The sequence below is a fragment of the Variovorax boronicumulans genome, assembly GCF_019352895.1.
Taxonomy (GTDB): Bacteria; Pseudomonadota; Gammaproteobacteria; order Burkholderiales; family Burkholderiaceae_C; genus Variovorax; species Variovorax boronicumulans_A.
The window spans coordinates 2,547,496-2,572,852 of record NZ_JAAAFX010000004.1 but is presented as its reverse complement, the minus strand read 5'-3'; the positions used below and the strand labels follow the sequence as shown (position 1 = coordinate 2,572,852).

Below are 25,357 nucleotides of genomic sequence, written 5' to 3'. Positions count from 1 at the left end.
CGATTCAGTGCCGATGCGTGCTGCAGCGTCTTTTAATTGATCTTTATGTCAGCGTGTTTTAACGTTGTGGCTTATCCGGTAACAAGCTCGCACCGGCGCCACGTTCTCGCCACAGGATGGTGATTTCCATGCCGTTGCGCTTCACCAGGGAGTGCTCATCGACCCAGTGGCGATCGAGCCGCAGCCGGCCGTGCACTTCGAAGTAGCCGGTTTTCACGCCATGCTGTCCATCGGGGAACTGCGCCGAGCCCATGAAGGGTTTTGCATCGGCCGGGCTTCGGAAGTAGCTGCGCGCCCGCTGGGTCACCAGGCGTTGGGCGCCGGCAAGGTCGAGTTCCGGAATGCTCGCATACAGGGCTTCGGCGCTGGCGGTGTTGATGTTGAGCGGGGTGCGCTCCGGCAGCACCGTGACGTACGGCTCGATCACCGCCACCGTGGCGGGCGAGACGCCGAGCCAGGTCAGTTGCGACACCTGCTGCGGAATCAGCGGCTTGTCGGTGTCGTCCGCTGGTGTGCTGACCGGCGTGCCGCCGTTCGGCGAGGGGACGACCGGCGGTGGATTGGCGCGCTGCAGGGCGTTGGTCATGACCGCCACCTCCTGCCCCGGCAGGTTCAGCAGTCCGAACAGCTTGGTGAACGCGGCCACGGCCGCGGGCACCGGCTTGCCTTCGGCCACCAGGTTCATCACGTTGAGCTTGGACTGCGCATCCACGATGCGGCCCGACAGGAAGGCGTCGGGCAGGCCCTCGAGGGCGTCGCTCGAGACATTCTTGTCGCCCGCCAGGAAGCTCGACAGCCGCGCTTCCTCCAGTGGCACGGCCCAGGGTTCGGTCAGGTTGTCCGTCTCGCCGCTGCGGCCGTCTTCGCGCAGGATCAGGCGCGACCAGTCGAGCGCGCCGATCAGCACCCAGGCGGCCTGGACCCGCGCGCGTTCGGCCGACTCGACCTCGGTCGCGCGCCACTGCTGCCACAGCGCCGCGGCAGCAAAGGTGGCCACCAACGTGACCGTGAGCATCGCGGCCAGCAGGGCGGCACCAGCCTGTCGGCCGGCGGAGGTGGGGCGTGGCGTGCTCATGTCTTCGGGGTGGCGGCGGTCGGCCGGACCCAGTCGCGGGTCAGCGTGCCGGTCAGGGAGGCGCCGGGCGGCAGCTGCAGCACCAGCCGGATGCCTTCGGGAATCGTGTTGGCCTCGGAGCTGACCGCCTCCGTCCAGACGCCGCCCTGGAAGTAGGCGAGCTGCCAGCTGGCCAGCGGGATCAGCGACAGCGCGCTGCCGCCGGCCACGACGCCTTCCTGGCCCCAGGCACCGGCGCGGTCCCAGGCTTGCTGCCATTCGGCGCGCGTCACGATGGCGGGCGATTGCCAGCGCTGCCACTGCGTGGCACCGGCAGCGTCGGTATGCAGGGCCCAGGCCACCACGTAGAGCGCGGGCAGGGTGTTGTCGGCGTTGCGGCGCGTGAGCCGCAGCACGCTGCCGTTCCATTCGATCGGCCGCAACTGCGTCAGGGTCACCGTGGCATCGAGGTCCGTGGACCATTGCGACAGCGTGGTCTGCAGGGTCAGTACGGCGTCGCCACGGGCCTGCGTCTGCGCCTGCGCGCGCGTCATGCCGTCGATGCCGCGCCAGCTCATCAGGGCGAGCAGTGCCATGGCCGCGATCGCGACCAGCAGCTCGATCAGCGTGAACCCGCCGGCACTTGTTCGGGTGCGCATGTCAGTAGCGGCTGATCACCGTCGAGACCTGCAGCACCGACGCGTCGGACGCATCGCGCACCTGCACGTCGACGCGACGGAAGTTGGGGTTGAGCGTCTGCGTGGTCGAGATCGTGACGGCGAAATCCATGCCGGCCTGGCTGCAGACCAGCGTGGCGGTGCCGACGGCGGGCATCTGGCGCGCCAGGCGGGCCTTGACCAGTTCGTTCTCGGCGCAGAGCTGGGCCAGCATCACGTCGCTCTGGCGCTGGGCATTGCGGGTCAGCGCCGACACGGCCTGCGTGCCGGCCGCCAGGGCAATGGCGACGATGGCCAGCGCGACCAGCACCTCGATCAGCGTGAAGCCCGCGGCGACGGCAGCGGCGGCGCGGCGCGTCATGGCGAGGTCACGGCGAAGGGCCGCAAGCCATCGGTGGCGATGCGCAGGCTTCGCCCCGGAGGGGTGTTGCTGGTGATCAGCACCTGTTGCGCCGCGATGATGGGTTCGGGCCCCAGCTGGAGGGCGGCGGTCGGCTGGCCGTCGGACGCGATCGGCTGCGCGCTGATGCCCTCGGCCATCCAGTGGGTGGGAAGTGCGTCCGGCGGCAGGCCATCGAAGGCGAAGGCGCCCGGCCCCTGCGGCGTGAGGTGCCAGCGCACCACCGCGCCGCTGGCCCGCGACTGGGCGCGTGCCGATTCGAGCAGCGCGGCGAGCCGGTCGCCTTCGCGCTCGAGCGAGGCCTGTCCCGAATCGCGCAGCGCCAGGCCGACGCCGGCGGTGGCCATCGCGATGATCGCGATCACCACCAGCAATTCCAGCAGCGTGAAGCCGTGGAGGCGTGCAGGGGCTCGGGCGTTGCGCGGCGAGGCTTGCTTACTGCCAGCTGCCGACGTCGGCATTGTTGCCCTCCCCGCCGGGCTGACCGTCGGCACCCAGCGAGAGCACGTCGATCTCGCCCTTGATGCCGGGGTTCAGGTACTGGTAAGGGCGGCCCCAGGGGTCGTTGGGAAGCTTCTCGACGTAGGGCTTCCAGTTCGGGGCGGCGGGGCCGGTGGTGGGGCGCGTCACCAGCGCCTGCAGGCCTTGTTCGGCCGTCGGGTAGCGCTGGTTGTCCAGGCGGTAGAGCTTGAGCGCCTGCATGATGTTGTTGACGTCGGTCTTGGCGGCGGTGGCGCGCGCGTCGTCGGCACGGCCGATCACGTTGGGCACGATCAGCGCGGCCAGCACGCCGATGATGACCAGCACCACCATCAGTTCGATCAGCGTGAAGCCGCGCTGCAGGGCGCGTGCGGTAGGGCTGCGGTAGGAAGGCATGGGAAAAGTATCGGTCGTTGACATGAAGGGAGTGCGTCGCTGAATGATAATCCGGCCCCATGTCGCTTCTCTACGCATCTCCTCGCTGGCCCGCCGCCACCACGACGCTCGGGGTGTGGGCACTGGCCGCGGCCAGTGTGGTGTTCTGGGGGCTGCGGCTGGCGGCACCCGCCGATGGCCTGGCACCGCCCCCGGTGTCCGGTGCGCCCGCCGCGACGATCGATACCGCCGCGGTGGCGCAGCTGTTCGGCGCGCCGTCCAACAAGACGGCCGTTGCCGCCGCCACGCCGCAGGCGGCCAGCCGTTTCGCCTTGCTGGGCGTGGTGGCCGACAGTGCCCAGCAGGGCGCCGCGCTGATCGCCGTCGACGGCAAGCCCGCGCGGCCGTTCCGGGTCGGCAGCCAGCTGGTCGATGGCTACGTGCTGCAATCGGTGGGCGTGCGCAGCGCCGCACTGGGCGGCAGCGTCGGTTCGGCCACGGCGATCACGCTGCAGTTGCCGGTGCGCCCCCTGGCGATTCCGGCGCCGCCCGCGCCCGTGACCGCGGGTAACAGCTGAGACGATTCGCTCAGGCCTGCAGAAACAGGCGGTAGACCGGGTTCGCGGTCTCTTCCACGAAGGGATAGCCCAGCGTCTTCAGGAAATCGTCGAAGGCCGCGTGGTCGGTGCCGGGGACCTGTAGTCCCACCAGGATGCGTCCGTAGTCGGCGCCCTGGTTGCGGTAGTGGAACAGGCTGATGTTCCAGTTGGGCCGCATCATGTTCAGGAATTTCAGCAACGCGCCCGGCCGCTCCGGGAACACGAAGCGCAGCAGCCGTTCGTCGTGGGCCAGGCCGGTGCGCCCGCCCACCATGTGGCGGATGTGCTCCTTGGCCAGCTCGTCGTGCGTCAGGTCGATGGCGCCGAAGCCGTGGGCTTCGAAGGTGCCGGCGATGGTTGTCGATTCGCCGCGCACGGTGGTCGTCAGGCCGACGAACACATGCGCCTCCTTCGTGTCGCTGATGCGGTAGTTGAATTCGGTCACGTTGCGCGATGCGCCCGGCAGTTCGCTGACCAGTTCGCAGAAGCGTCGGAAGCTGCCGCGTGCTTCGGGAATGGTCACGGCGAACAGCGCCTCGCGCTCCTCGCCGACCTCCGCACGTTCGGCCACGAAGCGCAGCCGGTCGAAGTTCATGTTCGCGCCGCACAGGATCGCGGCATAGGTCTCGCCGCGCTTGCCGTGGCGCTCGACATATTCCTTGATCGCCGCCACGGCCAGCGCGCCGGCCGGCTCGACGATGCTGCGGGTGTCGATGAACACGTCCTTGATGCCGGCGCAAACGGCGTCGGTGTCGACCGTGATGAACTCGTCGACCAGGTCGCGCGCGATGCGGAAGGTTTCCTCGCCCACCAGCTTGACGGCGGTGCCGTCGGAGAACAGGCCCACGTCGGGCAGCGTGATGCGCTCGTGCGCCGCGACCGACTGCATCATCGCGTCGGAGTCGTTCATCTGCACGCCGATCACCTTGATCTCGGGGCGCACGGCCTTGATGTAGTTGGCCACGCCGGAGATCAGGCCGCCACCGCCGATGGCGACGAACACCGCATCGAGCGGGCCCTGGTGCTGGCGCAGGATCTCCATCGCGATGGTGCCCTGGCCGGCGATCACGTCGGGATCGTCGAAGGGATGGACGAAGGTCAGGCCCTGGGCGGCCTGCAGTTCCAGCGCGTGGCCGTAGGCATCGGAATAGCTGTCGCCGAACAGCGCGACTTCGCCGCCGAGCGCGCGCACCGCGTCGATCTTGAGCTGGGGCGTGGTCACCGGCATCACGACGACGGCGCGGGTGCCCAGGGTGCGGGCGCTGAGCGCCACGCCTTGGGCGTGGTTGCCGGCCGACGCGCAAATCACGCCGCTCGCGAGCTGCGCGGCGCTGAGCTTGGCCATCTTGTTGTAGGCACCGCGCAGCTTGAAGCTGAACACCGGCTGCTGGTCTTCGCGCTTCAGGAGGACGGTGTTGCCGATACGCGCGCTCAGGGCGCGGGCGGGTTCGAGGGCCGATTCCACCGCGACGTCGTAGACGCGGGCGGTCAGGATCTTCTTGAGGTAATCGGCGGGGGTCAGCGGGGGGGTGTTCTGTGGCATGGAGTCCCGATGATAGTTTTCCACTGCGCTGCCTCGCACCTCCAAAACCGGCGCAAGCCATTCCAGGGACACCGCAGAACTGGCTTTGCCAGGCCGCCGGTGTCGCCCCATTGAGGGGAAAGCGCTGAAAGCGCTTCGGGGGTGGGACAGCCTTCAAGAAAAAAGCCCCGAGTCTTGCGACTCGGGGCTAAATCCACCAATTGAGAGGGTGGAGGAGACAACCGGTGCACACATGTCTGTGTGCGATGAAATAAAGTATATCGGTTGTTTGCTGCAATGCAACAAGCAGTGATGCTTTTCCCACACAAATCGGGCCGCCACCGTGATTTTTAGACGGTAGCGCCTACTTTTCTGGAGTTTGAGACATGGAATGCACAGTCAGCTGGACCGGCAACGCGGGCACGCGATCGGCCATGGGCTTCGTGGCCGAGACCGGCAGTGGTCACGTCCTCACGATGGACGGCGCCCCCGATGCCGCCAAGCCGCAGAACGGGGGCCAGAACCTCGCGCCGCGACCGATGGAGACGGTGCTCGCCGGCACCGGCGGCTGCACCGCCTACGACGTGGTGCTGATCCTCAAGCGCGGCCGGCATGCCGTGGAAGGTTGCAGCGTCAAGCTGACCAGCGAGCGCGCCGAGACCGATCCCAAGGTGTTCACCAAGATCCACATGCACTTCACCGTGACCGGCAAGGGCATCCCGGCGGCCGCCGTCGAGCGCGCCATCGCCCTGAGCCACGACACCTACTGCTCGGCCAGCATCATGCTGGGCAAGATGGCCGAGATCACGACCAGCTTCGACCTGATCGAGCGCTGAGCGGAGGCCGTGGCGTCAGATCCGGTGCGCCACCGTGGTCATGACCCGGGAGGCGGCCCGCATCAGCAGCTTGGCCGGCGCCGGCAGGTCGGTGGCGCCGGCATCCCAGGCCTGGGCGGCGTGGCGTGCTTCGTCGAGCTTCATCTGGTTCACCACGGCACGGGATTCGGTGTCGCCCGCGGGCAGGCGGCCGAGGTGGCTGTCGAGGTGCGCCTCGACCTGCCGCTCGGTCTCGGCCACGAAGCCCAGGCTCAGCGGGTCGCCGGCGCGCCCGGCCAGCAGGCCCAGCCCGAAGGCGCCGGCATACCAGAGCGGATTCAGCCACGAAGGCCGGTCGCCCAGCGCATCCAGGCGTTCGCGGGTCCAGGCCAGGTGATCGGTCTCTTCCTGCGCGGCCTCCATGAAGTGTGCGCGCAGGACCGGATCGCGGGTGGAGGCCGCCTGGGCCGTGTAGAGCGCCTGGGCGCACACCTCGCCCACGTGGTTCACTCGCATCAGCGCACCGGCTTCCTTGCGCTGGGCCGGTGTCAGGTCCGAGGGCGGCGTGTCGGGCGCGGGCGTGGCGCGCGTGGCGTGTGGTTTGGCGAACAGGGTGCGCAAGGCCGAGTCGGCGGCCACGAGGAACGGGTCGATGGAGCGAAGCATCCGGCCATTCTGACGTGGTGGACGGCCGTGCCAAGAGGCGGCTGGCGCTTTTCACATGGTGGAGGTTTGGAGGCTGGGGGCGCTTTGTCGCATCTTTGCAACGAAAGGCGCGGCCCAGTCGACATTTCGGGTGAATTCTTTTGCCCTGCCGCGGATGGTCTGGTGCAATAGCAACAACTTCCCAAAAGGAGGTTGGCCCGGGGTCCGGTGGGAGCGCAAAGTGTTCAGCACAGCGTTCTCTCTGCACCGGAGCCCTATGTTTAACCTTGGAGAAACTTGCAATGAAAAAATCCCTAGTTGCTCTGGCTGTTCTGGCTGCTGCCGGTGTTGCCTCGGCCCAGTCGTCGGTCACCCTGTTCGGTATCGTCGACGCTTCGGTCAGCCACTACTCGGTCAAGGATGGTCAAAGCCAGACCGTGCTGGGTAACGGCGGCTACAACTCCAGCCGTCTGGGCTTCCGCGGCACCGAAGACCTCGGTGGCGGCCTGGCTGCTGGTTTCTGGCTCGAAGCTCCGCTGTCGAACGACGACGGCAGCAAGGCTCGTCCCTTCGACTTCACGCGTCGTTCGACCGTGAGCCTGTCGGGTGGTTTCGGTGAAATCCGCCTCGGCCGTGATTACACCCCGACCTTCTGGAACGACACCGTGTTCGATCCGTTCGGCACCAACGGCGCCGGCACGAACCTGATCTCGACCATCCACAACGCTGGTGGCCTGGTCCCAGGCGGCCTGGGCTTGGCTGCTGTGACCGACGGCAACTACGTCCGTGCAAGCAACACCATCGGCTACTTCCTGCCGCCGAACCTGGGTGGTTTCTACGGTCAAGTGCAACTCGGCCTGGACGAGCAAGTGCACAACGACACCGGCTTCAACAGCAAGGCTGGTCGTTACACCGGTGGTCGCATCGGCTACGCCAACGGCCCGCTGGACGTCGCTCTGGCCTACGCTCAAAGCAAGACCTTCAACTCGGCTACCGCTACGGTTGACGTGAACACGCTGAACCTCGGCGCTTCGTACGACTTCGGCGTCGTCAAGCTCTTCGGTGAACTGTCGCAAGTCAAGAACGACGTGCAACAAACCGGTCTGGCTGACATCGATGCCAAGGCCAACGGCTTCCTGATCGGCGCTACCGCTCCGATCGGTGCTGGCCTGATCCGCGCTTCGTACTCGATCGTCAAGCTCGATGTCGACGGCGTGTCGGCTGACCCGAAGGCTCAGAAGTTCGCACTCGGCTACGTGCACAACCTGTCGAAGCGCACGGCTCTGTACGCTACGCTGGCTCACGTGTCCAACAAGAACGGCGCAGCCTTCACGACCTACCCGGGCGGCAACGCTGTTGGCACCCCGATCGCTGGCTCCGTCAACAAGAGCTCGAACGGCTACGACTTCGGTATCCGTCACTCGTTCTAATCCCTCGCTGGCCTCTGGCCAGTTTGGTTGACAGAACCCAAAGCCGCCCGGCGCAAGCCGGGCGGCTTTTTTCATGCGCGTCGTTCGCAAGATCGGGCCTTTTTGGTCCAAAACAGTGCGCGCACACCGCATCTGCCGGCAATTGTCAACATCGCTTGACCCGGGGTCGGGCACGGTGCTTGCTCTGTAGCATTCACCCTTTTGACTGCCATCTCCTGAATGCTTGCTTTTGTTCTGCGTCGCCTGTTTCAGGCTGCGATCGTGATGGTCGCGGTGGCGTTCATCTCCTTCTTGTTGTTCCAGTATGTCGGCGACCCGGTCGTGTTCCTTTTGGGACAGGATGCGAAGCCTGAACAGATCCAACAGCTGCGCTCGGACCTGGGCCTGGACCAACCCTTCTTCGTCCAGTTCTGGCACTTCCTGTCGAATGCGGTGCAGGGCGAGTTCGGCCTGAGCCTGCGCCAGGGGGCCAAGGTCTCTCGGCTGATCGGCGAGCGCTTTCCGGCCACGCTGGAGCTCGCGCTGGTCGCGGGTGTGATGGCGCTGGCCATCGGCATCCCGATGGGCGTCTACACCGCGCTGCGCCGCGGCTCCTTCATGAGCCAGGTCTTCATGACGCTGTCCCTGGTGGGCGTGTCGCTGCCGACCTTCCTGATCGGCATCCTGCTGATCCTCGTGTTCGCGGTGCACCTCGGCTGGTTCCCCAGCTTCGGGCGCGGCGAGACGGTGCAGCTCGGCTGGTGGAGCAGCGGGCTCTTCACCGTCGATGGCTGGATGCATGTGATCCTGCCGTCGATCACGCTGGCGATCTTCCAGCTCACGCTGATCATGCGGCTGGTGCGTGCCGAGATGCTGGAGGTGCTGCGCACCGACTACATCAAGTTCGCGCGGGCACGGGGCCTGAGCAACCGCGCCATCCATTTCGGCCATGCGCTGAAGAACACGCTGGTGCCGGTGATGACCATCACCGGGCTGCAGCTCGGCGGCCTGATCGCCTTTGCCATCATCACCGAGAGCGTGTTCCAGTGGCCGGGCATGGGCCTGCTGTTCATCCAGGCCGTGACCTTTGCCGACATCCCGGTGATGTCGGCCTACCTGTGCCTGATCGCGCTGATCTTCGTGGTCATCAACCTGGTCGTCGACCTGCTGTACTTCGCGGTCGATCCCCGCCTGCGCGTGGGCAAGGCCGGAGGCCACTGAGATGCAGACGGCACGACTGCGGCCCTCGGGCCGCGCCTTCGCGCACATCGCCGAATTCCACCCCGAACTCACGGCATTGCGCCGCGACCTGCACGCGCACCCCGAGCTCGGCTTCGAGGAGGTCTACACCGCCGCGCGCGTGAAGGAGGCGCTGCGCGCCTGCGGCGTCGACGCGATCCACGAGAACATCGGCAAGACCGGCTTCGTGGCCCTGATCCGCGGCCGCAGCGACACGCGCGGCGCGATGATCGGCCTGCGTGCCGACATGGACGCGCTGCCCATGACCGAGCACAACGACTTCACCTGGAAGTCGGCCAAGCACGGCCTGATGCACGGCTGCGGCCACGACGGCCACACCACCATGCTGGTCGGCGCGGCGCGCTACCTGGCCCAGACGCGCAATTTCGACGGCACCGCGGTGCTGATCTTCCAGCCCGGCGAAGAAGGCTTCGCGGGCGCGCGCGTGATGATCGAGGACGGCCTGTTCGAGCGCTTCCCGGTGCAGTCGGTCTACGGCATGCACAACTGGCCCTCGATGAAGCCGGGCACCATCGGCCTCAACATGGGCGCGATGATGGCGGCCGCCGACCGCATCACGATCGACGTCACGGGCCGCGGCGGGCATGGCGCCCATGCCTACCAGACCATCGACCCGGTGCTGGTGTCGGCGCACCTCATCACGGCGGTGCAGAGCCTGGTCTCGCGCAACGTGCGCCCGATCGACAGCGCCGTGGTCAGCATCTGTGCGATGCAGGCGGGCGACCTGGGCGCGATGAGCGTGATCCCGGGCAAGGCCACGCTGGTCGGCACGGTGCGCACCTTCAGCACCGAGGTGCAGGACATGATCGAGCATCGCCTGCGCGAACTCTGCAGCGGCGTGGCGCTGGGCTTCGGTGCCAGCGCCAGCATCAACTACGAACGGATCTATCCGGCCACGATCAACACCGCGCGCGAAGCCGCCTTTGCCGCCGACGTGGCCGAGCGCCTGGTGGGTGCCGAGCATGTCGAGCGCGACATGGAGCCGAGCATGGGCGCCGAGGATTTCTCCTTCATGCTGCAGGTCAAGCCGGGCGCGTACCTGCGCATCGGGCAGGGCGGCAGCAGTGGCGCGGGCAGCACCTCGCTGCACAACAGCCGATACGACTTCAACGACGAGATCCTGCCGCTGGGCGCCGCCCTGCATGCCGGCCTCGTCGAGCAGGGCATGCCGCTCGCGCAGGCCTGAACCATTTTTTCAACGCAGTCAGGAGTCCACCCATGAATCTCAAATCCACCGTGCTTGCCACCGCCGTCCTGTCTGCGCTGTGCGCCGTCGGTACGGCCGCCAACGCGCAGACGATCCGCGTGGCGAACCAGGGCGATGCGCTGTCGCTCGACCCGCATTCGCTCAACGAATCGCTGCAGCTCAGCACCACGGCCAACGTGTACGAAACCCTGGTCGGCCGCAACAAGGACATGAGCGTGGCGCCGCTGCTGGCCACCAGCTGGAAGCAGACCTCGGACACCGTCTGGCGCTTCGAACTGCGCAAGAACGTGCAGTTCCACGACGGCACGCCCTTCACCGCCGACGACGTCATCTTCAGCTTCGCCCGCGCGGCCGGCGAAGGCTCGGACATGAAGTCCAACACCACCGACATCAAGGAAGTGCGCAAGGTCAACGACTTCGTGGTCGAGATCGAGACCCGCGGTCCCTTCCCGATCCTGCCCGAGGTCATCACCCAGCTCATGATCCTGAGCAAGAAGTGGTGCGAGGAAAACAAGGCCACCACGCCGGTCGACCGCCGCAAGGGCATCGAGAACACCGCCTCGTTCAAAGCCAACGGCACTGGCCCGTACCGCGTGCGCGAGCGCCAGCCCAACGTGCGCACGGTGTTCGTGCGCAACCCCACCTACTGGGGCAAGATCGAAGGCAACGCGCAGGAAGTCATCTTCACGCCCATCGCCAATCCGGCCACCCGCGTCGCGGCCCTGGTCTCGGGCGAGATCGACGTGATGGAGCCCGTGCCGGTGCAGGACATCGCGCGCATCAACGCCAGCCCCAATGCACGCGTCATCGCCGGCCCCGAGCTGCGCACCATCTTCCTGGGCATGGACCAGAAGCGCGACGAGCTGCAGTACTCCAACGTGAAGGGCAAGAACCCGTTCAAGGACAAGCGCGTGCGCCAGGCCTTCTACCAGGCCATCGACATCGTCGGCATCCAGCGCACCGTGATGCGCGGCGCCTCGCGCCCGACCGCGCTGATGGTCGGCCCCGGCATCAACGGCTGGAACGAAGCCCAGGACAAGCGCCTGCCGCTGGACGTCGACGGTGCCAAGAAGCTGCTGACCGAAGCCGGCTACCCGAACGGCTTCGAGGTCACGATGAACTGCCCGAACGACCGCTACGTCAACGACGGTCAGATCTGCCAGGCCGTGGCCGCCAACCTGGCGAAGATCGGCGTGAAGATCAACCTCGCGGCCGAGACCAAGGGCACCTATTTCCCGAAGGTGCTGCGCCGCGACACCAGCTTCTACATGCTGGGCTGGACGCCGACCACCTACGACTCGCACAACGCGCTGACCGCGCTGATGGCCTGTCCTGATGACAAGACCGGCGCCGGCCAGTTCAACCTGGGCGCGTATTGCAACCCGAAGGTCGACGAGCTGACCAAGAAGATCCAGTCCGAGACCGACAAGGCCAAGCGCGACGCGATGATCAAGGAAGCCTTCGACCTGCACACCGCCGATGTCGGCCACCTGCCGCTGCACCAGCAGACGCTGGCCTGGGGCGTGAGCAAGAAGGTCGCGCTGACGCAGATGGCCGACAACTACATGCCCTTCAAGTGGATGAGCATCAAGTAACTGGCCCACCCCCGGCTCCGGCGCACTGCGTGTCGCCGGACTCCCCCTCAAGGGGGCAACACCAGCGGCCCGGCAAAGCCGGTTCCGCGGTGTTTCACGAACGGGCTTCGCTTCGCTTGCCATCGGGCAGGCAAGAAGCGGCGCCTTCACTACTCTCACGATGACAAATACTCTCGCGCGCTGGTACGACAGCGACGTCGGCTACAGCTTCCGGACCTCGCCCGTCGCCATGGCGGCGGCGGTGATCGCCTTCGTCTGCATCTTCTGTGCGGTGTTCGCCGGCTGGGTGTCGCCGCACAACCCCTTCGACCTGGCCAAGCTCGAGCTCATGGACGCGCGCCTGCCGCCGGCCTGGTATCCGGAAGGCAGCCGCAAATATTTCCTCGGCACCGACGACCAGGGACGCGACATCCTCTCGGCGGTGATCTACGGCGCGCGCATCTCGCTGATCGTCGGCGTGGTGTCGGTGGTGCTTTCGGTCGCGGTCGGCACCATGCTCGGGCTGATCGCGGGCTTTCGCGGCGGCTGGGTCGACGCGGCCCTGATGCGCCTGTGCGACGTGATGCTGTCCTTCCCGCCGATCCTGGTCGCGCTGCTGATCTCGGGCGTCGGCCGTGCCCTGTTCCCGCAGGCCGACACCACGGTGGCCTTCGGCGTGCTGATCTTCTCGATCTCGCTGACCAAGTGGGTCGACTACGCGCGCACCGTGCGCGGCTCGACCATGGTCGAACGCAACAAGGAATACGTGCAGGCCGCGCGTGTGATCGGCGTGGCGCCGCTGCGCATCATGGTGCGCCACGTGCTGCCCAACGTGACCGGCCCGGTGATGGTGCTGGCCACCATCCAGGTCGCGACCGCCATCATCACCGAGGCGACGCTGTCCTTCCTCGGCGTCGGCGTGCCGCCGACCTCGCCCTCGCTGGGCTCGCTGATCAACAGCGGCAACCAGTACCTGTTCTCCGGCGAGTGGTGGATGATCGTGTTCCCCGGCCTCATGCTGGTGCTGATCGCACTCAGCGTGAACCTGCTGGGCGACTGGCTGCGCGACGCGCTCAACCCGAGGCTCCGCTGATGACCGCCCCCCTGCTCGAAGTCCGCAACCTGGTCGTGGAGTTCCCCGGCCGCCGCGGCACGCTGCGCGCGCTGGACAACATCTCCTTCGACATCGCCCCCGGCGAGATCCTCGGTGTGGTCGGCGAGTCCGGCGCCGGCAAGTCGCTCACCGGCGCGGCCATCATCGGCCTGCTCGAGCCACCGGGCCGCGTGGCCGGCGGCGAGATCCGGCTCGAGGGCGAACGCATCGACCAGCTCTCGCACGACAAGATGCGCCACATCCGTGGCCGCAAGATCGGCGCGATCTTCCAGGACCCGCTGACCTCGCTCAACCCGCTCTACACCGTGGGCCGCCAGCTGGTCGAGACCATCCAGGCGCACCTGCCGGTCAACGGCGCCGAGGCCCGCCGGCGTGCCATCGCGCTGCTGCAGGACACCGGCATCCCGGCGGCCGAACAGCGCATCGACCATTTTCCGCACCAGTTCTCCGGCGGCATGCGCCAGCGCGTGGTGATCGCGCTCGCGCTCGCGGCCGAGCCCAAGCTGATCGTGGCCGACGAGCCGACCACCGCGCTCGACGTGTCGATTCAGGCGCAGATCATCCAGCTGCTCAAGCGCATCTGCAAGGAACGCGGCGCCGCCGTGATGCTGATCACGCACGACATGGGCGTGATCGCCGAGACCTGCGACCGCGTGGCCGTGCTCTACGCCGGCCGGATCGCCGAGATCGGCCCGGTGCAGGAGGTGATCCACCAGCCCGCGCATCCCTACACGATGGGCCTGATGGCCTCGATCCCCGACATCGAAGTCGACCGCGAACACCTCAACCAGATCGACGGCGCCATGCCCCGCCTCAATGCCATTCCGCGCGGCTGCGCCTACAACCCGCGCTGCCCGCGCGTGTTCGAGCGCTGCACGCAGGAGCGGCCCGACCTGATCAACGCCGGTGCCACGCGCGCGGCCTGCTGGCTGCACGACGCGCACGATCCGCACACCGCGCTGCACGGCCAGGGAGCGGCGGCATGAGCACGACCACGAACACGATGAACGCCGCGCAGGCCGGCGTGCCGCTGGTCGAAGTGCGCGACCTGGCCAAGACCTTCGACGTCTCCTCGCCCTGGCTCAACCGCATGATCGAGCGCAAGCCGCGGCAACTGCTCAACGCCGTCGACGGCGTGAGCTTCGAGATCGAGCGCGGCAAGACGCTGGCGCTGGTGGGCGAGTCGGGCTGCGGCAAGAGCACGGTGGCACGGCTGATGGTGGGGCTCTACGGCCCTACGCGCGGCGGCATGCAGTTCGACAACCAGGACGCGCACGCCGCCTTCAAGACGCCGGCCGGCCGCACACTGCGCCGCCGCATCCAGATGATCTTCCAGGACCCCTACGCGAGCCTGAACCCGCGCTGGATCGTCGAGGACATCATCGGCGAGCCGCTGCGCGAGCACGGCATCCTCAAGGAAGGCCCGGCGCTCAAGCAGCGCGTGGGCGAGCTGCTGCAGTCGGTGGGTCTGAGCCCGCTGGACATGCCCAAGTACCCGCACCAGTTCTCCGGCGGCCAGCGCCAGCGCATCTCGATCGCGCGCGCACTGGCCACGCAGCCCGAATTCCTGGTCTGCGACGAGCCCACCTCGGCGCTCGACGTGAGCGTGCAGGCGCAGGTGCTCAACATCATGAAGGACCTGCAGCGCCAGCAGGGCCTGACCTACCTCTTCATCTCGCACAACCTCGCGGTGGTGCGCCACGTGGCCGACCAGGTCGGCGTGATGTACCTGGGCCGGCTGGTCGAGGTGGCGGACAAGCACAAGCTGTTCGACAGCCCGCAGCACCCGTACACGCGCATGCTGCTCGATGCGATCCCGCAGATGAAGCACACCGGCCGCGCGCGCACGCCGGTCCAGGGCGAGGTGCCGAACCCGCTGAACCCGCCCACGGGCTGCACCTTCCACCCGCGCTGCCCACACGCCAACGCACGTTGCAAGGCCGAGCGGCCGCCGCTGCAGATGCTGCGCGGGGTGAAGGTGGCGTGCCACGCCGTCGAAGAGGGCCGGATCTAAGCGCCGAGGCGCTCCGTTCCAGAAACACCGCGGAACCGGCTTTGCCGGGCCGCTGGTGTTGCCCCCTTGAGGGGGGAGGCGAAGCGACACGAAGTGCGCGAAGCCCTCGGGGGGGAGCCAAGTGCTACCGCGGAACCGGCTTTGCCGGGCCGCTGGTGTTGCCCCCTTGAGGGGGGAGGCGAAGCGACACGAAGTGCGCGAAGCCCTCGGGGGAGGGCTATTGTTCTTCGCTCCAGGCGAAGCCGTCCCTGGCGATCATCGCGCTCGACGCACTCGGCCCCCAGGTCCCGGCCGCATAAGGCCGCGGCCCGCCATCCGAGCCCCAGCTGTCGATCAGCGGCTCAACCCAGCGCCAGGCTTCCTCCTGCTCGTCGCTGCGCACGAACAGGTTGAGGCGGCCGTCGATCACGTCGAGCAGCAGGCGCTCGTAGGCGCCCACGCGTTCGCTGCCGAAGCGCTTGTCGAAGTCGAGGTCGAGCTGCACCGGCGCCAGCGGCTGCGTGGCGTCGCCGCTGTTGCTGCGCTTGCGGTTGTCCTGGGCCTGCGAGAGCAGGTGCAGCTCGAGGCCGTCCTTGGGCTGCAGGTTGATCACCAGCTTGTTCCGCGCACCGGCCGGCGCGCGGAAGATCGCGTGGGGGGTGGAGCGGAAATTGATCTCGATGCGGGCATCGCGCGAGGCCAGGCGCTTGCCGGTGCGGATGTAGAAGGGCACGCCGGCCCAGCGCCAGTTGGCGATCTCGGCGCGCAGCGCGACGAAGGTCTCGGTGCGGCTCTGCGGATCGATGCCGGCCTCCTGCAGGTAGCCGGGCACGCGCTCGCCATAGGCGGTGCCGGCCGTGTACTGGCCGCGGATCGCATGCAGGCCCAGCGTCTCGGGCGTCCAGGGCTTGAGCGAGCGCAGCACCTTGAGCTTCTCGTCGCGCAGCGCATCGGCATGCGCGTTGATGGGCGGCTCCATCGCGATCGCGCAGACCAGCTGCAGCGCATGGTTCTGCACCATGTCGCGCAGTGCGCCGGTCTGGTCGTAGAAGGCGCCGCGCTTCTCCACGCCCAGGTCCTCGGCGATGGTGATCTGGATGTTGGCGATGTGCTCGCGGCGCCAGATCGGCTCGAACAGCGCGTTGCCGAAGCGCAGCGCGAACAGGTTCTGCACCGAGGGCTTGCCCAGGTAGTGGTCGATGCGGAAGACCTGCTTCTCGCTGAGCACCTTGCCCACCGCTTCGTTGATCGCGCGGTTCGAGGCCAGGTCGTGGCCCAGCGGCTTCTCGAGCACCACGCGGGTGCGCGCGGTGTTGAGCCCGGCGGCCGCGATCTGCTCGACCACCTGGGTGAACAGTGCGGGCGCGGTGGCGACGTACATCACCACCGTGTCGGCGTTGCGGCGCTCGAGCGTGTCGGCCAGCTTGGCATAGTCGTCGGGTTTCGACAGGTCCATGCGCAGGTAGTACAGCAGGGACGCGAACTTCTTGAACTCTTCCGGATTGGGGCGCTTGGAGCCCTCGACCGCCTCGAAGCGCGACTGGATCAGTTCGCGGTACTGGTCGTCCGACAGGTCGTCGCGCGCCACGCCGATGATGCGCCCGCCTTCGGGCAGGCTGCCGTGCCGGAAGGCCTGAAACAGGGCCGGCATCAGCTTGCGCCATGCGAGGTCGCCAGTGCCGCCGAACAGAACGAGGTCGAAGCTCATGGAAAGAAAATCCGTGAAGTTGGTGAAGTGCCCAATACAAGGCTTGCCAGCCGAATGGTACTTGTACCGATTCGACAACCGTGGCGTGCGGGCTACGCTCGAGGGATGCGGCCCGCGGGCCGCTTGTTCCATTGTCAAAGGCGAGACTCCCACATGAATAAGAAGCTTTTGGTCGCGGCAGCCCTGGTGGGCCTGGCGACCGGTGCATCGGCACAAGGCACCGTCAACGTCATCTGCTCGGTGCAGGCCGACTGGTGCAACATGATCGCGACCGTGTATGCACGCACCACCGGCGTGAAGATCAACCTGGCGCTCAAGGGCTCGGGCGAGGCGCTGGCCCAGCTGATCGCCGAGAAGGACAACCCCAAGACCGACGTCTGGTTCGGCGGCACCGGCGACCCGCATCTGCAGGCGGCCGAGATGGGCCTGACGCTCGAGTACAAGTCGCCCAGCCTGCCGCAGCTCTACCCGTGGGCGCAGCAGCAGGCGCAGCAGTCGGGCTACAAGACGGTCGGCGTGTATTCGGGGCCGCTGGGCTTCGGCTACAACACCGAGCTGCTGAAGAAGAAAAAGCTGGACGTGCCGCGCAGCTGGGCCGACCTGCTCAAGCCCGAATACAAGGGCGACATCCAGGTCGCCAACCCCGCCTCCAGCGGCACGGCCTACACCATGATCGCCACGCTGGTGCAGATGATGGGCGAGGACAAGGCCTTCGAGTACCTCAAGGGCCTGCACAGGAACGTCGGCCAGTACACGCGCTCGGGCACCGGTCCGATCAAGGCCGTGGCGCGCGGCGAGACCGCGGTGTCGATCAGCTTCGTGCACGACGCGCCGCAGGAGAAGATGCAGGGCTTCCCGGTCGAGACCGTCACGCCCTCCGAAGGCACCGGCGCCGAGATCGGCTCGATGAGCATCATCAAGGGCGCGCGCAACCTCGAGCAGGCCAAGAAGTTCTACGAATGGGCGCTCACGCCGCAGGCCCAGACCTTCGGTGCCGCGGCCAAGCAGTACCAGCTGCCCTCGAACAAGGCGACCGCGGTCGACCCCAACGTGCCGGACTTCAAGAAGATCAAGCTGATCAACTACGACTACGCGAAGTACGGCGCCAGCGCCGAACGGCGACGCCTGATCGCGCGCTGGGAGAAGGACGTCAACTCGCTGCCGCGCTGATCCGGTGTCGGCCGCACGCCATCCCCGGACCGCTGTCTGGGCCTGCCTCGTCGCGGGCCTCGTCGGCTACCTGTTCCTGCCCTGGTATGCGATCCAGGACACCAGCTGGTACGAGGCGCTGCCCCATGTGTTCGGCAGCGCCGAAGGCGCCAACGGCCTGCTGCAGGCCGCCACGCAAGGGCGCCGCTGGCTCTTCATCGGGCTCGTCGGCCTCGCGCTCTGCGCGGTGGGCGCGCTGCAGCCGCCGGGCCGTGCCCAGGGCCGCTGGCTGCTGGCCGGTGGCGGCCTGGGCTTCGTCGGGCTGGCCGCGAGCGGCTTCCTGATCGGGGCGCGCGGCTGGAGCGTCGCGGCCTTCAACAGCAGCTTCGGCGAGCTCGCGGTCAACCAGTTCGGCATCGGCGCGGGCGGCTTCATCGCGCTGGCGGCCCTGCTGCTGCTGGCGGCCTTCGGCCTGGCGCGGCTGGGCTTCTTCAAGGGCGACCTGTTCGTGGCGGGCGCGGTGGTCGGCTGCGGCACGATCATGGCGCTGTTCATCGCCTACCCGGTGTCGAAGGCGCTGGCCGGCGCCTTCATCGACGAGGACGGCGGCTGGTCGATCGCGGCGCTGGTGGCGCGCGTCGGCACCGAGCGCATCTGGGGCCTGGGCTGCCTGGCGGGCGGCACGCGTTGCGGCGTGGCCTGGAACACGCTGTTCCTGGCGCTGCTCACGGCCGCCGGCACCACCTTCCTGGGCACGCTGATGGCGCTCATGGCCGAGCGCGGCGGCAAGCGCTGGCAAGGGCCGCTGCGGGTGCTGGCGCTGCTGCCCATCATCACGCCACCCTTCGTGGTCGGGCTCGGGCTGATCCTGCTGTTCGGCCGCGCGGGCGTGGTCAACCAGCTGCTCGAATCGTGGTTCGGCATCGAGCCCACGCGCTGGTTCTACGGCATGCCGGGCGTGCTGGTGGCGCAGCTGTTCGCCTTCACGCCGATCGCCTTCATGATCATGCGCGGCGTGGTGCAGGGCATCGCGCCCAGCCTGGAGGAGGCCGCGCAGATGCTGCGCGCCGACCGCCGCCGCACCTTCCTCACGGTCACGCTGCCGCTGCTCAAGCCGGGCCTGGCGAATGCGTTCCTCGTCGGCTTCATCGAGAGCATCGCCGACTTCGGCAACCCGGTGGTGGTGGGCGGCCAGTTCTCGGTGCTGTCGACCGACATCTTCTTCGCGATCGTCGGCGCGCAGTACGACCAGGGTCGCGCGGCATCGCTGGCCTGGGTGCTGATGCTGTTCGCGCTGGGCGTGTTCGCCTTGCAGCGCGGCCTGCTGGGCAAGCAGAACTACACCACCGTCAGCGGCAAGGGCGACGCGGGCATCGCGATGCCGCTGCCCGACGGCGTGCGCCGCACCATCTATTCGATCGCCTTCCCCTGGATCGTGTTCACCGTGGTGGTCTACCTGTTCGCCTTCGCCGGCGGCTTCGTCCAGACCTGGGGCCGCGACTACACGCTGACCTTGAACCACTTCAAGACCGCCTTCGCGCTCGAGTGGGGCCAGTTCGGCCTGGTGTGGGCCGGCACCGCGTGGAACTCGCTGATCACCACGCTCAAGCTGGCGGGCATCTCGGCGCCGATCACCGCGGGCCTGGGCCTGCTGATCGCCTGGCTGCTGGCGCGCAACGAGTTCAAGGGGCAGGGTGCCTTCGAGTTCGCCGCGCTGCTGGCCTTCGCGATTCCAGGCACGGTGCTGGGCGTGAGCTACATCCTGGCCTTCAACGTGCCGCCCTTCGAGCTCACGGGCACCGGGCTGATCATCGTGCTGTGCTTCATGTTCCGCAACCTGCCGGTGGGCGTGCGCGCCGGCACCGCGGCCTTCAAGCAGCTCGACCGTTCGCTCGACGAGGCCTCGTTGATGCTGCGCGCCTCCACCGCGCAGACGCTGTTCAAGGTGGTGCTGCCGCTGCTCAAGCCCGCGCTCGTGGCCGCGCTGGTCTACAGCTTCGTGCGCGCCATGACCACGGTCAGCGCGGTGATCTTCCTGGTCACGGCCGAGAACGAACTGGCCACCACCTACATCATCGGCCGCGTCGGCAACGGCGACTACGGCGTGGCGCTGGCCTACTGCACCGTGCTGATCGTGCTGATGTCGGCGGCCATCGCGCTGATCCAGTTCGTGGTCGGCGAACGCAAGCTGGGGCGGCGCAAGGCCGGCGTGGCGACCCCGGCGGTCGCCGCACACTGAGACGAGAACACATGACGACCCAGACCCCCTCCCTGACCCACGGCATCGAATTCCGCAACGTCACCAAGCGCTACGGCAGCGACGCCTCGGCCCCACTGGCCGTCAAGGGCATCAGCTTCGAGGTGCCGGTCGGCACGCTCACCACCATCCTCGGCCCTTCGGGCTGCGGCAAGACCACCACGCTGCGCATGATCGCGGGCCTCGAGTCGCCGACCTCGGGCGCGATCGTGATGGGCGGACGCGACGTGACCACGCTGGGCCCGGCCGAGCGCAACGTGAGCATGATGTTCCAGAGCTACGCGCTGTTCCCGCACATGGACGTGATCCAGAACGTGGGCTATGGCCTGCGCATGAGCGGCGTGGCGAAGGACGAAGTCGGGCGCCGCGCGCGCGAGGCGCTCAAGGGCGTGGGCCTGGTCGGCTTCGACCACCGGTTGCCCAGCGAGCTCTCGGGCGGCCAGCAGCAGCGCGTGGCGCTGGCGCGCGCGCTGGTGCTCGAGCCCGCGGTGCTGCTGTTCGACGAGCCCCTGTCCAACCTCGACGCGCGCCTGCGCCGCGAGATGCGCGAAGAGATCCGCATGCTGCAGCAGCGCTTGAAGCTCACGGTCGCCTACGTCACGCACGACCAGAGCGAGGCGCTGGCCGTGAGCGACCAGATCATCGTGATGGACCACGGCGTGATCGCGCAGCGCGGCACGCCGCAGCAGTTGTATTCGCGGCCCGAGAGCGAGTTCGTCGCCGGCTTCATGGGCGAAGCCAGCGTGTTCCCGGCCATCGCGCAGCCCGACGGGCAGGTGGCGCTGGGGCCGCTGCTGCTCACGCCGCCGCATGCGGTGGCGCCCGGCGCGGTCAAGGTGGCGGTGCGGCCCGAAGCCTGGCAGATCGGCACGGCCGAGGGCTTGCCGGCGACCTGCACCAAGGCCGCCTACCTCGGCAGCTTCTACGAATACGGCTTCGACACGCCCATCGGGCCGGTGTTCGCGGTGTCCTCCGACCTGGCCCGGCCGCTCGCGGCGGGCGCGCAGACCACGCTGGGGCTGGGCCGGCACGGCGTGTCGGTCGTGCCGGGCGGCTGAGGGGCGCTGACAGAGACCTGTCAGGGTGCCGTGGAACAATGGCGCCATGAACGTCGTATTCGATCTGGGCGCCGTGCTCGTCGGCTGGGAGCCCGGCCGCCTGCTGCAGGCGCATTTTCCCGAGCGCGCCGCCACCGCCGAAGCCGGCCGCGCGCTGGCCAAGGCCTTCTTCCACCACGCCGACTGGCTCGACTTCGATTGCGGCATCCGCAGCGTCGACGAGGTGGTCGCGCGCACGTCCGCGCGGCTGGCGCTGCCGGCCGACAGGGTGCATGCGATGGTGGCGCCGCTGGGTGAGCATCTCGAGCCGATCGCCGAGAGCGTGGCCCTGCTGGCGGACCTGCGCGCCCAGCGCGAGGCGGGCGCGGACGTGCGCCTGTACTACCTCTCGAACATGCCCGTGCCCTATGCGCGCGCGCTGCAGCGGCGGCTGCCCTTCTTCGAATGGTTCGACGGCGGCATCTTCTCGGGTGACGTGAAGCTCATCAAGCCGCACAGCGACATCTACCAGATGCTGGCCTGGCGCCACGGCTTCGATCCCGCGCAGACGCTGTTCATCGACGACACCGCGGCCAACGTCGAGGCCGCGCGCGGGCTGGGCTGGCATGCGATCCACTGCACCGCGCCCAAGGCGCTGGCGGCGCAGGTGGCGCGCTTCGTGCCGTCGCTCGCTGCGGCCTAGTTCGCCGGTGCGCCCGTGCGCACCACCTTGTCCACGTCGAAGCCCAGGCTGCGCGCGTAGTCGAGTTCGACCTGCAGCGCCGCTTCGTCCAGCACCGGGTTGCGCGACAGCACCCAGAGGTAGTCGCGATCGGGCGTGCCGACCAGCGCGACCTCGTAGTCGCGGTCGAGCTTGAGGATCCAGTAGTCGCCCCAGACCGCCGGCAGCCAGCTGAGCCAGGCGGGCGCGAAGCGCACCTCGAGCCGCCCGGCACCGGGCTGGCCCGCCATGGGCACCACACGGGCGCTGCCCACGGCCTCGTCGAAATTGCCATCGCTGCGGATGCAGCGGTTGCGCACCTCCACCGTGCCGTCGGCCAGGGGCGTGTATTCGGCCGTGACCGGCCCTGCGCAATTCTTCTGGAATCGATTGGGCAGGCGCGCCTGCTCATGCCACAGGCCGGCGTAGCGCTTGATGTCGACCGGCGCCACGGCCTGGAGCGGCGCGCGCATCAGCGGTGCGCCGTCGGCCGGCCCGGCGGGCACCTGTCCGTGGGCCCGGGCCGCGCGCGCCACGCCGAAGCTCGCCAACGCCAATGCGCCACCCACGAGGAAGGCGGTGGCCAGGGTACCGACCGAGGCACTGAAGCGGCGGTCGTCGAAGGGGGCGGGCGTTCGGGGAGGGGAGCGAAGGGGCATGAAATTCTCCAAAGGCGGTCCTCGACCCTAAGCCGCCTCGTGGGCCGTGTCCGTCAGCCATGGACCACAGGCGCTGTAGTTTGGGCGGAGAGTACCGATGCCGTCGTTTTGCAGCGGGATAATGTTCCGCATGAACCAACTCGATGCCCTTCGCCAATGGACCACCGTGGTTGCCGACACCGGTGACTTTCATCAGCTTGCCCAGTTCAAGCCGCAGGACGCGACGACCAACCCGTCGCTGATCCTCAAGGCCGTGCAGAAGCCCGACTACCGGCCGCTGCTCGACGAGGCCGTGCGTGCGCACAAGGGCCGCCCGGTGGACGAGGTGATCGACCGGCTGCTGGTGCGCTTCGGCACCGAGATCCTGTCGCTGGTGCCCGGCCGCGTGTCGACAGAAGTCGACGCCCGCCTGAGCTTCGACACCGCCGCCACGCTGGCGCGCGCCGACCGCATCGTGGCGCTGTACCGCGCCGAGGGCATCGACCCCGAGAAGCGCCTGCTGATCAAGATCGCCGCCACCTGGGAAGGCATCGAGGCCGCTAGGCAGCTCGAGCAGAAGGGCATCCACACCAACCTCACGCTGCTGTTCTCCTTCGCCCAGGCCGTGGCCTGCGGCGCGGCCGGCGTGAAGCTGATCTCGCCCTTCGTCGGCCGCATCTACGACTGGCACAAGAAGTCCGCCGGCAGCGCCTGGAACGAGGCCGCCAGCGCCGGCGCCAACGATCCCGGCGTGCAGTCGGTGCGCCAGATCTTCGACTACTACAAGCACCACGGCATCGCGACCGAGGTCATGGGCGCGAGCTTCCGCAACGTCGGCCAGATCGCCGCGCTCGCGGGCTGCGACCTGCTGACCATCAGCCCCGACCTGCTGGCCGAACTGGCCGCCAGCGACGCGCCGCTGGCCCATGCGCTGGACGCCGACGCCGCCAAGGCACGCGAGATCCCGCGCGTGGTGCTCGACGAGCCGGCCTTCCGCTTCGCGCTCAACGAGGACGCGATGGCGACCGAGAAACTGGCCGAGGGCATCCGCGCCTTCGCCGTCGACGCGGTCAAGCTCGAGAAGCTGATGGAGGCGCAATGAGCGCCCGCACGGGCACGCGTTGCGACCGCACCGCGGCCTGGAAGCAGCTGCAGGCGCATTACGCCGAAACCGGCCGCGCCTTCGACGTGCGTGAAGCCTTCGCCTCGGAAGGCGTATCGCGTTTCGAGGCGCTGAGCGAATCGGCGCCTCACGTCTTCGCCGACCTGTCGAAGAACCGGATCGACGCGCGCACCGAAGAGCTGCTGTTCGCGCTGGCGCGCGAGTCCGGCCTCGAGGCGCACCGCGACGCGATGTTCGCCGGCGAACCCATCAACGGCACCGAGGACCGGGCCGTGATGCACTTCCTGCTGCGCGCGCCGGCCGACGCGGTGACCACGCGCAAGGCCGAACTGGCCGAGGTGCACGCCACGCTCGACGCGATGCTGGCGTACGCCGAATCGGTGCGCTCCGACCACACGATCACCGACGTGGTCAACATCGGCATCGGCGGCTCCGACCTCGGGCCGCAGATGGCGGTGCTGGCGCTCGATGCCTTCACGGCACCGGGCAAGCGCTTCCACTTCGTCTCCAACGTCGACGGCCACGAACTGGCCGGCGTGCTCAAGGGCCTGGCGCCCGAGCACACGCTGTTCGTCGTGGCCTCCAAGACCTTCACCACCGCCGAGACGCTGGCCAATGCGCAGTCGGCCAAGCGCTGGTTCACGCAGTCGGGCGGCGTCGACGTGGCGCGGCATTTCGCGGCGCTCACCACCAACGTCGAGGCGGCGCGCGCCTTCGGCATCGAGAAGACCTTCGGCTTCTGGGACTGGGTGGGCGGGCGCTACTCGCTGTGGTCGGCCATCGGCCTGCCGATCGCGCTGGCGATCGGCGCCGAGGGCTTTCGCCAGATGCTGGCCGGCGCGCACGCGATGGACGAGCATTTCCGCACCACGCCGCTGGCGCAGAACCTGCCGGTGCGCCTGGGCCTGCTCGACGTCTGGTATCGCAACTTCCACGGCTTCACCAGCCGCAGCATCGCGCCGTACCACAGCGCGCTCAAGCGCCTGCCGGCCTACCTGCAGCAGCTCGAGATGGAGAGTAACGGCAAGCAGGTCGACGCCAGCGGCGCGCCGCTGCCCTTCGGCACCTCGCCGGTGTTGTGGGGCGAGCCGGGCACCAACGGCCAGCACGCCTACTTCCAGATGCTGCACCAGGGCACCGACGTGATCCCGCTGGAGTTCGTCGCGGTGCGCGAGGCCGCGCACGATCTCGAAGGGCACCATCCCAAGCTGCTGGCCAATGCGCTGGCGCAGGCGCAGGCGCTGATGCTTGGAAAGGCGGACGAGGGCGGGCACCGCAACTTCCCGGGCAACCGGCCCAGCACCTTCTTCGTGCTGGATCAGCTCACACCGGCCTCCCTGGGCGCCTTCCTCGCCATGTACGAGCACCGTGTGTTCACCAGCGGCGCGCTGTGGGGCATCAACAGCTTCGACCAGTGGGGCGTGGAGCTGGGCAAGGTGCTGGCACGCGACATCGAGCCGCGGCTGGCCTCGGGCGACGTGACGGGGCTCGACCCGTCGACCGCGGGGCTGCTGCAGCGTCTGCGCTGAGGCCGTTCGCTGCGCCACAAGGAAGGCCGCGACAGCGGCCTTTTTTGCGTCTGCGGCCTGTACCTGGCCGA

24 protein-coding genes are annotated in these 25,357 nt (G+C 68.2%); 15 read left to right on the top strand and 9 right to left on the bottom strand.

The window, feature by feature from the left end; all coding sequences use genetic code 11:
* Positions 1-58: 58 nt before the first annotated feature.
* Genes gspK through gspG form a run of 5 tightly spaced genes read right to left on the bottom strand, consistent with a single transcriptional unit; the run spans position 59 to position 3,007 of the window.
* Positions 59-1,075: a type II secretion system minor pseudopilin GspK gene (gene gspK / locus K0H49_RS13625; RefSeq protein WP_219212911.1), complete on the bottom strand. Its 1,017-nt coding sequence runs from the start codon at positions 1,073-1,075 to the stop codon at positions 59-61.
* On the bottom strand, positions 1,072-1,713 hold the full coding sequence (locus K0H49_RS13620) for a PulJ/GspJ family protein (RefSeq protein ID WP_219212909.1): 642 nt from the start codon (positions 1,711-1,713) through the stop codon (positions 1,072-1,074). Before K0H49_RS13620 ends, gspK begins: the two co-directional genes overlap by 4 nt.
* A gap of 1 nt (position 1,714) precedes the next feature.
* Positions 1,715-2,092, bottom strand: coding sequence for a type II secretion system minor pseudopilin GspI (gene gspI / locus K0H49_RS13615; protein WP_219212907.1), 378 nt, complete (start codon positions 2,090-2,092; stop codon positions 1,715-1,717).
* On the bottom strand, positions 2,089-2,592 hold the full coding sequence (locus tag K0H49_RS13610; protein ID WP_219212905.1) for a prepilin-type N-terminal cleavage/methylation domain-containing protein: 504 nt from the start codon (positions 2,590-2,592) through the stop codon (positions 2,089-2,091). The genes gspI and K0H49_RS13610 overlap by 4 nt, the downstream gene beginning before the upstream one ends.
* The gene (gene gspG, locus K0H49_RS13605) at positions 2,567-3,007 is read right to left on the bottom strand and encodes a type II secretion system major pseudopilin GspG (RefSeq protein ID WP_219212903.1); all 441 of its coding nucleotides are present in this window, start codon (positions 3,005-3,007) and stop codon (positions 2,567-2,569) included. Before gspG ends, K0H49_RS13610 begins: the two co-directional genes overlap by 26 nt.
* A gap of 59 nt (positions 3,008-3,066) precedes the next feature.
* Here gspG and K0H49_RS13600 point away from each other — a divergent pair, with 59 nt between their 5' ends.
* Positions 3,067-3,564: a type II secretion system protein N gene (locus K0H49_RS13600; protein ID WP_219212901.1), complete on the top strand. Its 498-nt coding sequence runs from the start codon at positions 3,067-3,069 to the stop codon at positions 3,562-3,564.
* A 10-nt stretch (positions 3,565-3,574) separates the two neighbouring features.
* Here K0H49_RS13600 and ilvA read toward each other — a convergent pair whose 3' ends face one another.
* Positions 3,575-5,128: a threonine ammonia-lyase, biosynthetic gene (gene ilvA / locus K0H49_RS13595; protein ID WP_219212900.1), complete on the bottom strand. Its 1,554-nt coding sequence runs from the start codon at positions 5,126-5,128 to the stop codon at positions 3,575-3,577.
* A gap of 365 nt (positions 5,129-5,493) precedes the next feature.
* Between ilvA and K0H49_RS13590 the strand changes: the two genes are divergently transcribed.
* Positions 5,494-5,943 carry an OsmC family protein gene (locus tag K0H49_RS13590; RefSeq protein WP_219212898.1) on the top strand — a complete coding sequence of 150 codons (450 nt, stop codon included), beginning with the start codon at positions 5,494-5,496 and terminating at the stop codon, positions 5,941-5,943.
* Positions 5,944-5,958: 15 nt separating this feature from the next.
* On the opposite strand, the gene coq7 is transcribed toward K0H49_RS13590, so the two are convergent.
* Positions 5,959-6,588 carry a 2-polyprenyl-3-methyl-6-methoxy-1,4-benzoquinone monooxygenase gene (gene coq7 / locus K0H49_RS13585; protein WP_219212896.1) on the bottom strand — a complete coding sequence of 210 codons (630 nt, stop codon included), beginning with the start codon at positions 6,586-6,588 and terminating at the stop codon, positions 5,959-5,961.
* A gap of 281 nt (positions 6,589-6,869) precedes the next feature.
* Between coq7 and K0H49_RS13580 the strand changes: the two genes are divergently transcribed.
* From K0H49_RS13580 to K0H49_RS13550, 7 genes are all read left to right on the top strand, one after another.
* Positions 6,870-7,997 (top strand): porin, encoded by a 1,128-nt coding sequence (locus K0H49_RS13580; RefSeq protein WP_219212894.1) that lies wholly within the window; start codon positions 6,870-6,872, stop codon positions 7,995-7,997.
* Positions 7,998-8,216: 219 nt separating this feature from the next.
* Positions 8,217-9,197, top strand: a complete 981-nt coding sequence (locus K0H49_RS13575) for an ABC transporter permease (RefSeq protein ID WP_219212892.1) — start codon at positions 8,217-8,219, stop codon at positions 9,195-9,197.
* Position 9,198: 1 nt separating this feature from the next.
* A complete protein-coding gene (locus K0H49_RS13570) occupies positions 9,199-10,422 on the top strand; it encodes a M20 aminoacylase family protein (RefSeq protein WP_219212890.1) in 1,224 nt (407 codons plus the stop codon).
* A 32-nt stretch (positions 10,423-10,454) separates the two neighbouring features.
* Positions 10,455-12,038, top strand: coding sequence for an ABC transporter substrate-binding protein (locus K0H49_RS13565; RefSeq protein WP_219212887.1), 1,584 nt, complete (start codon positions 10,455-10,457; stop codon positions 12,036-12,038).
* Positions 12,039-12,198: 160 nt separating this feature from the next.
* A complete protein-coding gene (locus K0H49_RS13560) occupies positions 12,199-13,110 on the top strand; it encodes an ABC transporter permease (protein ID WP_219212884.1) in 912 nt (303 codons plus the stop codon).
* Positions 13,110-14,117, top strand: coding sequence for an ABC transporter ATP-binding protein (locus tag K0H49_RS13555; RefSeq protein WP_219212883.1), 1,008 nt, complete (start codon positions 13,110-13,112; stop codon positions 14,115-14,117). The genes K0H49_RS13560 and K0H49_RS13555 overlap by 1 nt, the downstream gene beginning before the upstream one ends.
* Positions 14,114-15,145, top strand: a complete 1,032-nt coding sequence (locus K0H49_RS13550) for an ABC transporter ATP-binding protein (RefSeq protein ID WP_219212881.1) — start codon at positions 14,114-14,116, stop codon at positions 15,143-15,145. Before K0H49_RS13555 ends, K0H49_RS13550 begins: the two co-directional genes overlap by 4 nt.
* 217 nt (positions 15,146-15,362) lie before the next feature.
* Here the strand turns inward: K0H49_RS13550 and zwf are convergent, their stop codons facing one another.
* Positions 15,363-16,832, bottom strand: a complete 1,470-nt coding sequence (gene zwf, locus K0H49_RS13545; protein ID WP_183028889.1) for a glucose-6-phosphate dehydrogenase — start codon at positions 16,830-16,832, stop codon at positions 15,363-15,365.
* Between the two features lie 153 nt (positions 16,833-16,985).
* Here zwf and K0H49_RS13540 point away from each other — a divergent pair, with 153 nt between their 5' ends.
* From K0H49_RS13540 to K0H49_RS13525, 4 genes are read left to right on the top strand one after another with little or no spacing between them, the layout of a single operon-like run.
* Positions 16,986-18,002 carry an ABC transporter substrate-binding protein gene (locus tag K0H49_RS13540; protein ID WP_219212879.1) on the top strand — a complete coding sequence of 339 codons (1,017 nt, stop codon included), beginning with the start codon at positions 16,986-16,988 and terminating at the stop codon, positions 18,000-18,002.
* A 4-nt stretch (positions 18,003-18,006) separates the two neighbouring features.
* Positions 18,007-20,220 carry an ABC transporter permease gene (locus K0H49_RS13535; RefSeq protein WP_219212877.1) on the top strand — a complete coding sequence of 738 codons (2,214 nt, stop codon included), beginning with the start codon at positions 18,007-18,009 and terminating at the stop codon, positions 20,218-20,220.
* Between the two features lie 11 nt (positions 20,221-20,231).
* Positions 20,232-21,296 carry an ABC transporter ATP-binding protein gene (locus K0H49_RS13530; RefSeq protein WP_219212875.1) on the top strand — a complete coding sequence of 355 codons (1,065 nt, stop codon included), beginning with the start codon at positions 20,232-20,234 and terminating at the stop codon, positions 21,294-21,296.
* A gap of 46 nt (positions 21,297-21,342) precedes the next feature.
* The gene (locus K0H49_RS13525; RefSeq protein ID WP_219212873.1) at positions 21,343-21,978 is read left to right on the top strand and encodes an HAD family hydrolase; all 636 of its coding nucleotides are present in this window, start codon (positions 21,343-21,345) and stop codon (positions 21,976-21,978) included.
* Here K0H49_RS13525 and K0H49_RS13520 read toward each other — a convergent pair.
* Complete coding sequence (locus tag K0H49_RS13520) at positions 21,975-22,655, bottom strand: lipocalin family protein (RefSeq protein ID WP_219212871.1); 681 nt, start codon at positions 22,653-22,655, stop codon at positions 21,975-21,977. The two genes, K0H49_RS13525 and K0H49_RS13520, sit on opposite strands and share 4 nt — an antisense overlap.
* A 130-nt stretch (positions 22,656-22,785) precedes the next feature.
* On the opposite strand from K0H49_RS13520, the gene tal reads away from it, so the two are divergent.
* Both tal and pgi read left to right on the top strand, forming a co-directional pair.
* Complete coding sequence (gene tal / locus K0H49_RS13515) at positions 22,786-23,736, top strand: transaldolase (RefSeq protein WP_219212869.1); 951 nt, start codon at positions 22,786-22,788, stop codon at positions 23,734-23,736.
* Positions 23,733-25,286, top strand: coding sequence for a glucose-6-phosphate isomerase (gene pgi, locus K0H49_RS13510; RefSeq protein WP_219212867.1), 1,554 nt, complete (start codon positions 23,733-23,735; stop codon positions 25,284-25,286). The genes tal and pgi overlap by 4 nt, the downstream gene beginning before the upstream one ends.
* Positions 25,287-25,357 lie beyond the last annotated feature (71 nt).